This window comes from Paenibacillus sp. J22R3 (assembly GCF_056269305.1).
Window position 1 is genome coordinate 1,503,787 of the sequence record NZ_JBWDNS010000002.1, and the last position, 12,331, is coordinate 1,516,117.

The 12,331-nt window shown below is 50.1% G+C and carries 16 protein-coding genes; 9 read left to right on the forward strand and 7 right to left on the reverse strand.

Annotated features, from left to right (window positions below):
* Nucleotides 1-4: 4 nt before the first annotated feature.
* The 6 genes from AC0YN4_RS14700 to AC0YN4_RS14725 form a co-directional block, all read right to left on the reverse strand.
* On the reverse strand, nucleotides 5-136 hold the full coding sequence (locus AC0YN4_RS14700; protein ID WP_218147095.1) for a YjcZ family sporulation protein: 132 nt from the start codon (nucleotides 134-136) through the stop codon (nucleotides 5-7).
* 180 nt (nucleotides 137-316) lie between these two features.
* Entirely contained in the window at nucleotides 317-787 is a 471-nt protein-coding gene (locus AC0YN4_RS14705) for a spore germination protein GerPE (protein WP_475836080.1), read from the reverse strand.
* Nucleotides 784-1,044 (reverse strand): hypothetical protein, encoded by a 261-nt coding sequence (locus AC0YN4_RS14710; protein WP_475780432.1) that lies wholly within the window; start codon nucleotides 1,042-1,044, stop codon nucleotides 784-786. Before AC0YN4_RS14710 ends, AC0YN4_RS14705 begins: the two co-directional genes overlap by 4 nt.
* 20 nt (nucleotides 1,045-1,064) lie before the next feature.
* Nucleotides 1,065-1,841: a spore germination protein GerPC gene (gene gerPC, locus AC0YN4_RS14715; protein WP_475836081.1), complete on the reverse strand. Its 777-nt coding sequence runs from the start codon at nucleotides 1,839-1,841 to the stop codon at nucleotides 1,065-1,067.
* 21 nt (nucleotides 1,842-1,862) lie between these two features.
* Nucleotides 1,863-2,078 (reverse strand): spore germination protein GerPB, encoded by a 216-nt coding sequence (locus tag AC0YN4_RS14720; protein WP_475780434.1) that lies wholly within the window; start codon nucleotides 2,076-2,078, stop codon nucleotides 1,863-1,865.
* Nucleotides 2,078-2,314 carry a spore germination protein gene (locus tag AC0YN4_RS14725; RefSeq protein ID WP_090978156.1) on the reverse strand — a complete coding sequence of 79 codons (237 nt, stop codon included), beginning with the start codon at nucleotides 2,312-2,314 and terminating at the stop codon, nucleotides 2,078-2,080. The genes AC0YN4_RS14720 and AC0YN4_RS14725 overlap by 1 nt, the downstream gene beginning before the upstream one ends.
* Nucleotides 2,315-2,501: 187 nt before the next feature.
* Between AC0YN4_RS14725 and AC0YN4_RS14730 the strand changes: the two genes are divergently transcribed.
* The 4 genes from AC0YN4_RS14730 to gndA all read left to right on the forward strand — a co-directional run bounded on the left by AC0YN4_RS14730 (nucleotide 2,502) and on the right by gndA (nucleotide 5,727).
* Nucleotides 2,502-2,933, forward strand: a complete 432-nt coding sequence (locus AC0YN4_RS14730) for an Hsp20/alpha crystallin family protein (RefSeq protein ID WP_475836082.1) — start codon at nucleotides 2,502-2,504, stop codon at nucleotides 2,931-2,933.
* Between the two features lie 121 nt (nucleotides 2,934-3,054).
* Entirely contained in the window at nucleotides 3,055-3,255 is a 201-nt protein-coding gene (locus AC0YN4_RS14735; RefSeq protein ID WP_090978158.1) for a hypothetical protein, read from the forward strand.
* A 230-nt stretch (nucleotides 3,256-3,485) separates the two neighbouring features.
* Nucleotides 3,486-4,082, forward strand: a complete 597-nt coding sequence (locus AC0YN4_RS14740) for a hypothetical protein (protein WP_090978159.1) — start codon at nucleotides 3,486-3,488, stop codon at nucleotides 4,080-4,082.
* Nucleotides 4,083-4,314: 232 nt separating this feature from the next.
* Nucleotides 4,315-5,727, forward strand: coding sequence for an NADP-dependent phosphogluconate dehydrogenase (gndA, locus tag AC0YN4_RS14745; protein WP_475780436.1), 1,413 nt, complete (start codon nucleotides 4,315-4,317; stop codon nucleotides 5,725-5,727).
* Here gndA and AC0YN4_RS14750 read toward each other — a convergent pair.
* The gene (locus AC0YN4_RS14750) at nucleotides 5,708-6,010 is read right to left on the reverse strand and encodes a hypothetical protein (RefSeq protein WP_475780437.1); all 303 of its coding nucleotides are present in this window, start codon (nucleotides 6,008-6,010) and stop codon (nucleotides 5,708-5,710) included. The two genes, gndA and AC0YN4_RS14750, sit on opposite strands and share 20 nt — an antisense overlap.
* Before the next feature lie 149 nt (nucleotides 6,011-6,159).
* On the opposite strand from AC0YN4_RS14750, the gene AC0YN4_RS14755 reads away from it, so the two are divergent.
* From AC0YN4_RS14755 to ptsP, 5 genes are all read left to right on the forward strand, one after another.
* Entirely contained in the window at nucleotides 6,160-6,687 is a 528-nt protein-coding gene (locus AC0YN4_RS14755) for a shikimate kinase (RefSeq protein ID WP_475836083.1), read from the forward strand.
* A 29-nt stretch (nucleotides 6,688-6,716) separates the two neighbouring features.
* Nucleotides 6,717-8,009 carry a 3-phosphoshikimate 1-carboxyvinyltransferase gene (gene aroA / locus AC0YN4_RS14760; RefSeq protein WP_475836084.1) on the forward strand — a complete coding sequence of 431 codons (1,293 nt, stop codon included), beginning with the start codon at nucleotides 6,717-6,719 and terminating at the stop codon, nucleotides 8,007-8,009.
* Nucleotides 8,010-8,062: 53 nt separating this feature from the next.
* Nucleotides 8,063-8,500 (forward strand): CoA-binding protein, encoded by a 438-nt coding sequence (locus AC0YN4_RS14765; protein WP_475836085.1) that lies wholly within the window; start codon nucleotides 8,063-8,065, stop codon nucleotides 8,498-8,500.
* Nucleotides 8,501-8,643: 143 nt separating this feature from the next.
* Nucleotides 8,644-10,527 carry a glucose PTS transporter subunit IIA gene (locus tag AC0YN4_RS14770; RefSeq protein WP_475780441.1) on the forward strand — a complete coding sequence of 628 codons (1,884 nt, stop codon included), beginning with the start codon at nucleotides 8,644-8,646 and terminating at the stop codon, nucleotides 10,525-10,527.
* Nucleotides 10,524-12,287: a phosphoenolpyruvate--protein phosphotransferase gene (gene ptsP, locus AC0YN4_RS14775; protein WP_475780442.1), complete on the forward strand. Its 1,764-nt coding sequence runs from the start codon at nucleotides 10,524-10,526 to the stop codon at nucleotides 12,285-12,287. Before AC0YN4_RS14770 ends, ptsP begins: the two co-directional genes overlap by 4 nt.
* The last annotated feature ends 44 nt before the right edge of the window (nucleotides 12,288-12,331 follow it).

Consider the following 12,331-nt stretch of genomic DNA (forward strand, 5'->3'; position numbering starts at 1 on the left):
GAGATCATAAAAAGCCGCCGCGAAGAACGATTACGAGCAAAATATAAAGTACAAGAATTACGCCTGCACTAGTCCAAAGGCCTGGTCCGCCACCGCAACCGACTCCTGCGCCGCCTACACCTTGCATATATCCCACTGTACATACCTCCTGAGTGGTTAATTTGTGATGTTTCATATCACATTTGTAATATATGCCTTGGAGACGGAATCGATTGGACGTTTGTACGGGGTGCATTCGTAATTACGCATTCGCCCAATGGGGAAAGCAGCGGTTGCGCAGGGTGAACAGCCTTCTACGACAGCAGCCTACCCAACATTAGCAAGGAGAAGCGGGAATAGCGCTGCCCGTTGGCATGGAACGGGCATATTGGCGGATATGTTTGACTCTGGATTCCGCGCGCATCTTCAAACCGTTGCCGATTAGCACGTTTGCCGCGCTGCTGACGGCGATGACTTCGATACAGCCGACGCTGATGGCAGGCTGCAGGTTGGTAGTCCGAATGAACGTAGGTACGTCATCGGACGCGGTTCCAAGCGGGTCCCAGATCGGTGTCTTACGATCGAATATGGAATACGATTCGAAATAAACTTTGCCTGATTCGGCATGATCAGCCGCTCGTTGTACAGCCAGAGCACGAAGCGAAGCGTTTACTTCTGCTCGATCACCGATTTGCACGACTGATGCATTGCCTACGTTCGTTAAGTACAGTCCGCCTACCTCGGAAACCCGTACAGGGTAGTCCGACATTTCTTCGCTGTAAGCCGTAAGAACGGGGTTGCTTCTCATAATCCCATCTCTTCCAGCTTTTCGATCGTTTCTTTCTTGAACACGTCTGCTTCGCCTTCTGCGCGGCTTGCACCTTGCGGTTCGTCTAGCGGTGCAATCGGGCCGACGATAACCGACTCCGGCGGTGTATCGAACATGGAGATGAGCGTAATCTCCTCGGTATCGCCGATTTGAAGTATCGAGGCGCTCGCTACACCGGTTAATTGGATACTGCCGACAGCGAGCACATGGTTCACTACATGCATCTGCATTTGCATAGAAAGAAGGCTCCTTCTTACTAATTTTGCAATCGGGACAAATAGCTGCGAAGCGCAGCGTGGATGTCACGCGTCGTCTTCCCAATAATCGCCTCTTGGATCTGGGCATCGCTAGGCGCGTGGCTTCCTTCAGGGGATGAACTGCCGCTCTTGGCCTCATGTTCAGCGGCTTGGATATAGAATTGAATTCGGGCACTCATTTGCTTGCGAATATCCTCTATGATCAGCCTGCGGTGATAGGGATCGAGCGAGAGGCCGAGCTCAGCTTCAAGCTCACTGAGCTGCTGAGGTGCATTCTGATCCAAGTATCGATCAATCACTAAGCGGATTTCCGGATAGGGAGAAGCGGGCAATACAGAACCGGGTCCGGGTACGGGGCCGGGACCAACACTCCCGGGTTGTGCCGGGAATACGTTAGGCTTGAGATTGTTCACGGGCGGTTTGTCGGTTACCGACTTATGGCCGGGATCATTGACAACTACCGTGCTGTTCCCATTTGGCATTACAATTTGACCGATTTCTTTGATTTGTTCCTCGTTAGGAGGTGTCAGCCCGATGTTCAATGTACCATCGAGCTTCTCGACCTTTAATTGGTCGAAATGATATTGAATGGTATCGATGTGATAGCTTGGCTTTGATTCTGCGGCATCCAAACGTACATTCAGCGCCTCGAGCTGCTTGCTAAGCCGGTTGATTACAGCCTGCTGCTCGTCGAGCTGACACTGCAGCTTATGAATATGCTGGCTAAACGCGTTCCATAGTTGCCAAGGAGTAGGCGGTGTATTTGCCGGTTGCATACGCTCGTAGGCACCTCCTTGTTAATTCGGATTGGGCAGCGGAACGAAGTTCAGCGGATTCTCCGTGCTGAGCTCTTCGTTAAGCAACGGTGCCGGCTCTGTAAATCCTCCTGAATTGTACATCTGCGAGAGGGAAGAAATCGCTCCAGCCGTCCCAACCTGCAGGACGGAGGAGTTTGCTACGCTGTCTACACGAAGCTGGTGGATCGTAATGGTTTGATGAACCGTAAGCTGCATTAGATGTTCACTCCGTTAGCAACTTCATTATTCGTATTGTCTTGGACATCCGGATCACTGGTGTTCGTCGAACTGACAGCATTGTTCGAGTTGGTCAAACCGCCGGTGAGGAAGGAGCCTGAACCCGCATACGTTTTGGATGAGCTGGACGGAGAGATTTGAACAGAATCACCGAATTGAACGACAGCGCTGGATCCGACACTGATTACTTTAACGAAGCCTACAATAGCGGGCATGATGTCTCACTCTCCCTAGTCTGGTTTTCAGCGAGCATTTGTTACATCGTATGCGGCAAATGCCCAGATGTGAATTTGCAGCACATTCATCCTAACGGATGCGTAAAGACACAATTCGGCAGTAGCGCCTATGGAGCCGCCCGCATAAACTGGATGCTATAACGGCGTTAGGCGGAGGTGCGCTAGTATGTCATCGAAATCAAAGTGGGAAGAACTAGAGGATTGGATGGATGGGCAGCAGCTTCCCAAAGGATTCGATATCTTCCGCCAATCCGATTGGATAGAGAATTACGTCCGCAGTATGATGAACAAAGCATTGCCCGCCGTTTCCTCGGCACTAAATTCTGCTTCATCTAATATTGTAGAAACGAAGAGATATGTGATCGTAACGTATCCGCTCGGAGAATCGGCCGATCTCTCCGCCCTTCGTCTGGTCGTGAAGGAGGATCGCGTGAAGCTAAGCGGCATGGCCGGCAAAAGTGATGAAAGCATTAAACTGCCGAAGCTTGTGCTGCCACGCTCCTGTCATGCGGAGTACGATGGCGCAGTGCTCAAGATCAAGCTGCGTAAACGTCCGTCAAGTAAACGTGTACACCATGCAACCATTCATGGGCTGTAAGAGCAGCCCGTTTACCTTATAAATGTCACGAATTTGTTCGAACTTCCTATCTTCCCCTGCTGGCTATACGGCACCGGCTTGGCTATAATGCAAGTAAAGACTTGCATAGGGAGTGTTATTCGTGACTCTGGTTGACGTTAGTGCCATTTCTGCTGCCTTGTTTATAACAGGCGCGGTGTTTATTATGCTGATATTCGGATTGCTGAGCTTCGGTATCGTGAAGATGTTCGAGCAGCGGATTCGCGCGGGCGTTTACAGCTTCGCCGGAGCGGTTGTCAGTGCGGTTTCGTTCGGCGTTATTTTGAAACAATGGTTTGTCTGATCTCGAATTAGTTGGAATAAGGGTACAAAGCAGGCTGTCTCAGCGACTTCATTACGAAGTCTGAGGCAGCCTTTTTGCGCGAAAAAGTTTGTTTGTCCAATTGGGCTCGAAAAGGCGAAAAATAGTCAATAATCCAAGTTGCCAGAACATAAGATGGAGTATAAGATAATCATATGAGAGAATATTCAGAACATTTCGTCAATGAAGCCAAACGGAGGGAGGGATTGCCGATGAACAAAAGTTATGAGGTTGAATACTGCAATTTGGAGCTGCGTTTCGACAGACGGCAAATCCAAAATCTCATTCGGGATTTAATCCAGGAGGGATATTCGCTTTATTGGAGCGAAACGGACGTCTATTTTCTCATCTCGGTACGCAGCGGTCGCAAGCTTGTGAAGCTTCGGTTTCAACGTGTCCGCAATCGTTACAAAATCGTCGGTGATTATCTAATAAAGGATGAGAAGCTGTCGGATTTATTGGAGAAGCTGATTAACGATTCCCGCGGTCATGCAGTTGTCAAACGGTTCAAAGACAGGCAAATTGTCATTGAAAGCATTATGTTTGGTGAAATCATTCGACTTGTGGAGGTGTCCGGCATGGAACATCGCATCATCTATCAGAAGAAACCATTCGTTACGGTAGAGGAAGTCATTCAGGCGTTTCAGTCGAAAAGGGCTGAGGAGCGAGCGTCAGTGCTACGGTATGAGCTTGATTATGAGCTTTCGGTCCTCCATGAAGCGATCACGGAAGGGCGAGAAGCAGACATGTCGCAGTCCAAGGAAAGACTGCAATCCCTTAGAACTGAGATGATACAGCTTGAGCTTTGAAATAACCAAGATTAAAGATAGGAAATAAACCTCCGGGATGCTAGCAAACCGGGGGTTTATTTTGTTTGTGTGGTAATATATAGGGAGGAATCGACAAATTTCTGGTGAAGAAGGTTTTCATTCCTGTTCAAAAGGAGTAAAATATGTGTATTGTATTCGCAAGCGAGGGTTCTTGCTTCGCCGTACTGTACTGTGTCTTTACTATAACAGAGAAAAGGTGTGGAGAATCATAATGTCTAAGCAGCAGATCGGCGTTATCGGTCTTGCCGTAATGGGTAAGAACCTTGCACTTAATATTGAGAGCAGAGGATTTACGGTATCGGTTTATAACCGTTCCCGCGAGAAAACAGACGATCTCTTGAAAGAATCGGCTGGCAAAAACCTTGTAGGCACTTTTACTGTCGAGGAGTTTGTAGCATCCCTTGAAGTACCTCGCAAAATTCTAATTATGGTCCAAGCTGGCGCAGGCACAGATGCAACGATTGATGCCCTCGTTCCGCTTCTGGATCAAGGCGATATTATTATTGACGGCGGCAATGCTTATTTCCCTGATACACAGCGCCGCAGCAAAGCGCTTGAAGCACAAGGTCTTCGTTTCATCGGCACTGGCGTTTCCGGCGGTGAAGAAGGCGCACTGAAAGGACCGTCCATCATGCCAGGCGGTCAAGAGTCTGCCTATAAATTGGTTGAGCCTATTCTTACAGCGATCTCCGCGAAAGTAGGCGGCGACGCTTGCTGCACATATATCGGACCAGACGGTGCCGGCCACTACGTGAAAATGGTGCATAACGGTATCGAGTATGGCGATATGCAATTGATCTGCGAAGCGTATGACTTGCTCAAACGCGTTCTTGGCGTTAGCACAGAAGAGTTGCAATCGATCTTCACGGAATGGAACAAAGGGGAGCTCGACAGCTACCTGATTGAAATTACTGCAGATATTTTCTCCAAATACGATCCGGAAACCAAACAACCTATGGTTGATGTAATCCTTGACTCCGCTGGACAGAAGGGTACCGGTAAATGGACAAGCCAAAGCGCGCTTGATCTTGGTGTGCCGCTATCCATCATTACAGAATCCGTCTTCTCCCGTTTCTTGTCTGCTCTTAAAGACGAGCGCGTAGCGGCAAGCAAATTGTTGAAAGGACCACAATCGGCTCCTTATCAAGGCGACAAAGCTGCTTTCATCGAAGCGGTTCGCAAAGCGTTGTTCGCAAGTAAAATTTGCTCCTACGCACAAGGCTTCGCACAAATGCGCGCAGCTAGCGACGAGTACGGCTGGAACCTGCGTTACGGCGATATCGCGATGATTTTCCGCGGCGGCTGCATCATCCGTGCCGGCTTCCTGCAAAACATCAAAGATGCGTATGATAAAGACGCTGGTTTGACTAACTTGCTTCTTGACGACCACTTCAAAGAAATCGTGGAATCGTACCAAGGCGCATGGCGTGAAGTAATCGCAACTGCGGTAACGCAAGGTATTCCGGTACCGGCATTCTCGAGCGCGCTGTCCTACTATGACAGCTACCGCACAGAACGTCTGCCTGCGAACCTGCTTCAAGCACAGCGCGACTACTTCGGCGCACACACGTTCAAGCGTGTGGACAAAGAAGGCTCATTCCACTTCAATTGGATTCAATCGTAAGACCCGTTATTACATCCTGTAAGCAGCTTCGCAGCCGATCGGACTCTTGACCGCATCCGCTGCGCTGCTGCTTGAGCAGGAATAACGATGCTTCCGCAAAGCTTTGAAATTTTTTTAATAAGAGTGGCTGAGGAAGACTGATTAATTCAGGCGCTTCGTCAGCCATTTTCTTTTTCATATACTCTAGGGTCCACAGCACATCTTCTCGGGAAAGCGGATAATCGGGATTATAGATTCTGGCCACGTGGTACTGGGCGGAGAAGGGCTCGGGGATTGGAGCCATATGGAGGTCACTCCTTTATGGATTTGTGGGCATCAGTACTATCAACTCTACGGAAGAAACCAATTTTTTATACCCGTTAATCTGTAATAATGATATAATCACTGGAAAATGTTTTTTGTTAACGTACAGGTTGGGATGGTGTTTTTTCATTGGATAAGGAAAAACTGCTTCATCATGTCGTTCTCATCGGTTTTATGGGAACCGGCAAATCAACAGTCAGCAAGCAGCTGGCAGAGCTTCTGAAATGCGGAACGGCTGACATTGACGCCGAGATCGTCCGTCGAGAAGGTCAGGCGATTGCAGACATTTTCGCAGCGCGAGGCGAGGTGGACTTTCGGCTTGCCGAGACAGCTGCACTCTCAGAGGTACTGGGAAGTTCGGAGCCTCTGGTGATTGCGACTGGCGGAGGTGCTGTTTTGTCGGAGCGCAACCGTTCGATGATGCTTGAAAATAGCTTCGTGGTTGCTTTAACGGCGGACCCCGAACAGATCATTGCCCGTGTGAGCGAAGATTCTGCACGTCCGCTGCTTCAAGGCGATGTGCGTGAACGCGTATATAGATTGCTCGAAGACCGGAAACATGCTTATGCGTTTGCACATTTGACGATTGATACGTCGAATCTCAGCGTCAGGCAAGTCGTAGAGCAAATTGAGCACGGCATCAAGATGCGTTTCTAGCACTTACATATAAAGGAGACCGACTAAAGATGGATGTACTCGTAACCCCTACACCGAAGCTGCAAGGCGAGCTTCAAGCGCTATCTTCGAAGAACTATACGACGCGTTACCTGCTTGTTGCCGCTCTTGCAGAGGGCACCAGCACCATTTATTACCCTGCACATAGTGAAGACAGTGATGCTATGCGCCGTTGCATTCGCGATCTTGGCGCAATTATTGAAGAAGATGACGAGAAAATTACGATTACAGGCTTTGGTCGCAATCCCAAGGACGTGAAAGAGCTTGATGTTGGCAATGCAGGAGCTGTGCTTCGTTTCCTCATGGCCATTACGGCCCTTGCACCTGACGTTACGTTCATTAACCGGTACCCGGATTCACTCGGCAAACGTCCGCATGATGATTTGATCGACGCGCTTGGCCAAATCGGAGTGGACGTTCAACATAATAATGGCAGACTGCCGATTACGATTCGCGGCGGCGCAGCCAAAGGCGGCAAAATTCAAGTATCCGGCAATGTGAGCTCGCAGTTCCTTAGCGCATTGCTGTTCTTGACGCCGCTGCTTGAAGAAGACAGTGAAATCGAAGTGCTGCATGACCTTAAATCCAAGGTCGTTGTGGGACAAACCCTTGAAGTTCTTGCGCAAGCAGGCATCGTAATCGAAGCAAGCGAAGACCTGATGCATTATCGCATTGCTGGCGGTCAACGTTATGAAGCGAAGAAATACATCGTGCAAGGCGATTACCCGGGATCTGCCGCTGTGCTGGCAGCTGCTGCGGTTACGCAATCCGATGTGATCCTGCATCGCTTGGAAGAGAACAGCAAGCAAGGCGAGCGCGCCATCGTTGACGTACTGCGTATGATGGAAGTACCGCTTACGCACGAGAACGGGATCGTACATGTACAAGGGAACGGCAAGCTGAAAGCCGTTGAGTTTGATGGCGATAAAGCGACGGATGCCGTACTTGCCATGGTTGCTGCAGCGGTATTCGCAGAGGGCACTTCCCGTTTCTACGATGTTGAGAACCTGCGCTATAAAGAGTGCGACCGCATAACAGATTACTTGAACGAGCTGCGTAAAGCAGGAGCGAACGTGGAAGAGCGTCAGAGCGAGATTATCGTTCACGGTCGTCCGGAAGGCGTAGAAGGCGGCGTAGAAATTAACGCGCATTATGATCACCGCGTTATTATGGCTCTTACGGTCGTTGGTCTTCGTGCCAAGCAGCCGCTTCGTATTCGTGACGCCCATCATGTGGCAAAGTCCTACCCGATCTTCTTCGATCATTTGAAGGCACTCGGCGCGAATGTCGAATGGATTGAGTAGGAAATTGGCAGTCTAAGCTAAGGCAATGAAATGTTAGAAGGGAAGATATTCACATGGCTCATACCAATCCTTCAAGAGATGAAATCAAGTCGATTCTCGAAGCAAGCTCGGTAATTGCGGTTGTTGGATTATCTGACAAACCGGACCGTACCTCGTATATGGTTTCGGAAGCGATGCAAGCGAAAGGCTACCGCATCATTCCCGTTAACCCGGCAGGGGCGGACACGATTCTCGGTGAGAAGAATTACGCTTCGCTGAAGGAAATTCCGTTTCCGGTAGACGTCGTAAACGTCTTCCGTCGCAGCGAGCATACACCTCCTGTTGCGGAAGAAGCAGTCGCAATCGGTGCGAAGACCTTATGGCTGCAGTTGGGAATTGCAAACGATGAAGCGGCGGAAATTGCGGAGCGCGGCGGTTTGCAAGTCATTATGGACCGCTGCATCAAGGTGGAAGACTCCATCTTGCTGCCGCAAGGGAAGTCCAAAGCATAGAAGAGTACGGCTCATAATCGAATGATCGAATGAAGCGGCGGACCACGGGGTCTGCCGTTTTATTTTGACAAAGGCGGTTGCAACCCTTACGATCAGGAGTAGAGGTTTTTTGGGAATGTCGTATTCAAGAGAGGGGGGAACCTATGAACATAATGGGGCATCTGCAGCAGCTTGGCCGTTCATTCATGCTTCCGACGATCGTGCTGCCGGGCGCAGCCATATTCCTAAGTTTGAGTGCATTGCCATGGGAAGCGATGGGACTTCCCAGCATCCATACGCATTTGCAAACCGCAGGGGATACGCTGTTTACGTTTCTGCCCTATTTATTTGCATTTGGCATCGCGATGGGGATGACGAGCAATGCAGGCACGGCAGGATTGGCAGCCATTGCCGGCATGTTTATTTATACCAGCATTATCAATGCAAGTCATTATGAGCTGGAACCGACCGTATTTACAGGTGTAATAATCGGGATCGTGACCAGCATCCTAAACGAACGATTCAAGTCGATAAAGTTTCCGGAATATATCCAATTCTTTGGCGGGCCGCGGTTTATTCCGCTCATTGTGAGTGTGTTCTCAACCCTATGGGCCATCGTCATGGTGCAGATCGCACCTTATATTCATAACGGTTTAATCGAGCTTGGTGAAATTATCGATTCCGGCGGCGGCTTCGGCGTGTTTCTGTTCGGTTTCGTCCTTCGAATTCTGGTAGTATTCGGGCTGCATCATCTGGTCAGCCATGTATTCTGGTTTCAGGTTGGGGGCTATAGTACTCCTGATGGTTCTGTAGTTTTCGGGGATTTGCCCCGTTTCTTCGCAGGGGATCCTACAGCCGGCGGATTTATGGCCGGCTTGTATCCGACGATGATGTTTGCGCTGCCCGCGATCGCGTTTGCGATTATTCATGAGGCACGTGAGGATTTGAAACCGAAAATTCGCAAAACGTTTACTACCGCGGCGCTTGCTTCTTTTCTAACCGGTGTAACGGAGCCGATTGAGTTCGCGTTTCTGTTTGTAGCGCCTTATCTATTCGTTGTCCATGCGCTTCTCTCAGGCGCGATGATGTGGGTTACATACGAGCTTGGTATCAGACACGGTTTCTCGTTCTCAGCAGGAGCGATCGACTTCCTCATTAATGAGCATCTGGCTACTAGGGGCTGGCTGCTCATCCCGATCGGAATTCTGTTCGGCTTGCTCTATTATTTCTTATTCCGCTGGGCGATTCAGCGCTTCCAAATTCCAACCCCTGGGCGGGAAGAAGGTTCGCAGCTCGACGAGTGGGCAGGGGATATCCCCTATCGCGCACCGCTTATCCTGCAAGCTATCGGCGGCAAAGAAAACATCGTGCAAATGGAAGCTTGTATTACGCGTCTGCGGTTGAAGGTCTCCAGTGATAAGCTGGTTGACATCAATGCGCTCAAACATTTAGGCGCAGCAGGCGTCATTCGGCTTGGCGGGGGCAATGTTCAGATCGTATTCGGTACCTATTCCGAGCTCATACGGGAGGAAATGGACAAGGCGATACGAAGGGATATATCTAGGGTTCTGTTTTGTTCACCTGTTCAAGGGCGAATGATGCCGCTCTCCGAAGTGCCGGATCCGATTTTTGCGGGGAAGCTTGTTGGAGACGGTGTAGCGTTCATGCCGGATAAAGGCGAGCTTGTTTCACCGGTACAAGGGAAAATCATTCATGTGTATCCATCGATGCATGCCATAGGCATTCGCACGCCGGAAGGGCTTGAGGTGCTGCTGCACATTGGCATCGATACCTCCCAGATGAAAGGACATGGCTTCCATGCTGTTGTCCAAGAAGGGGATCAGGTGAAACCGGGCCAACTGCTCATTACCTTTGATATGCAGAAAATACGCAAAGGGAGCAAGTCGCTCGCAACGCCAATGGTCATTACGAACTCCGATTTGGTCAGTTCTTGGAGCTTTGCTCCGTTTAAAGGGGTTAAAAAGGGTCAGGCTTCCGTCATGTCAGTTGTGCTAAAAGAGAGAAGCGGTGGAGGGGAAACAGCGTGATTCAAGGAATTGGAGCATCATCCGGCATAGCAATCGGCAAAGCGTTCGTACTGCCGAACTGGGAATGGGATTTGCCGGAACAAAAAATCGATGTCGCTGATCTGGCGCGCGAGTTTGACCGGTTATACGAAGGCATTCGCACCTCGAAGGTCGAAATCGAGCATTTGAAGGATGAGCTGCGTGAGGTTGTCGGACCAGAGGAAACGAGCATCTTCGATGCCCATTTAGCGATATTGGATGACCCGGTCTTTATGAATGAGATTCAGGGCATCATTCAGCGTCAATATAAAGCTGCGGAAGTGGCAGTGAAAGAAGCCATTGACCATTTTGTGACGATGTTCGATCTATTGGATGATGAATATATGAAAGAACGCGCGCTGGATATCAAGGACGTAGGCAACCGTCTGCTCAAGCATCTGCTTGGCGCACCGGAAATCACGCTGCCTTCCGATACGCAGCCGTTCCTGCTCATCGCCAGAGAACTCTCGCCGTCTCAGCTTGCCCATTTGAACCCGAATCACGTGCTTGGCATCGCAACGCTGGCAGGAAGCACGACCTCGCATTCGTCCATTATGGCTAGAGCGCTTGGCGTTCCGCTCGTTGTCGGTATTGAATCTAAGCTGGAAGAGACGATCCAAACAGGCGACTTGCTAATTATCGATGGAGACCTCGGCATCGTTCATATGCATCCAGAGGAATCGTTAGTCGATCATTATACAGGCATGCAGCTTCGTCAGCGGGAGAAGAAGCAGCAGCTCAAACGGATTGTCAGCGTCAAACCGGTCACGCAGGATGGGAAGGAATTCGAGCTTAGTGCCAATATCAGCTCTCTGAAGGAGCTCGATGTCGCATTAAGCAGCGGAACGAATGGCGTAGGGTTGTTTCGTACGGAATTTCTATATATGGACCGCAACCGTCTTCCGAAGGAAGAAGAGCAGTACGAGGTGTACCGTTCTGTCGCGGAGAAGCTGGATCATAAACCGCTGATCATTCGGACGTTGGATATCGGCGGCGACAAGCAGCTGGATTATTTCGAGCTGCCGGAAGAGAGCAATCCGTTCCTGGGGTATCGGGCCATTCGGATTTGTCTCGATAAGAAGGATTTGTTCAAAACACAATTAAGAGCGATTCTTCGGGCGAGTCACTACGGAAACGTGAAGATCATGTACCCGCTTATCTCTTCTGTTGAAGAGGTGAGAGCTGCAAATGCGCTGCTGGAAGAGTGCAAAGCGGAACTAAAGGCAGAAGGGATCGGCTATGCCGACAATATCGAAGTCGGTATTATGATTGAGCTGCCCGCTGCCGTACTCATTGCGGATATCCTCGCCGAGGAAGTCGATTTCTTCAGCATCGGTACGAACGATTTGGTGCAATTCACACTCGCCGTCGATCGGATGAACGAGCAAATTTCACATCTTTATGAGCCGTATCATCCTGCGGTGCTGCGCATGCTGAAGCTAACCATCGAAGCGGCTAAACGCGCAGGCATTCACGTAGGCGTCTGCGGCGAAATGGCCGGTGATCTCCATGCGCTGCCGATCTGGCTCGCACTTGATGTCGACGAGCTGAGCATGTCCGCACATGCGATATTGCCTGTTAAGGAACGGCTGCTCTCCCTGAAGCAGCAGGAATGCCGCGCAATGTTCGAACAGCTTCTCCGCTGCAGAACGAGCGATGAAATTCATAAGCTGCTTGCCGTTTCGCAGGATGCGCCAATTGCTGCTTCGCGCGAACGATCAGCCGTAACTAAGCAAGTTTAAGCTTTAACGTAGATAAGGGCGGCAACCCTTGGGTTGCCGCCCTT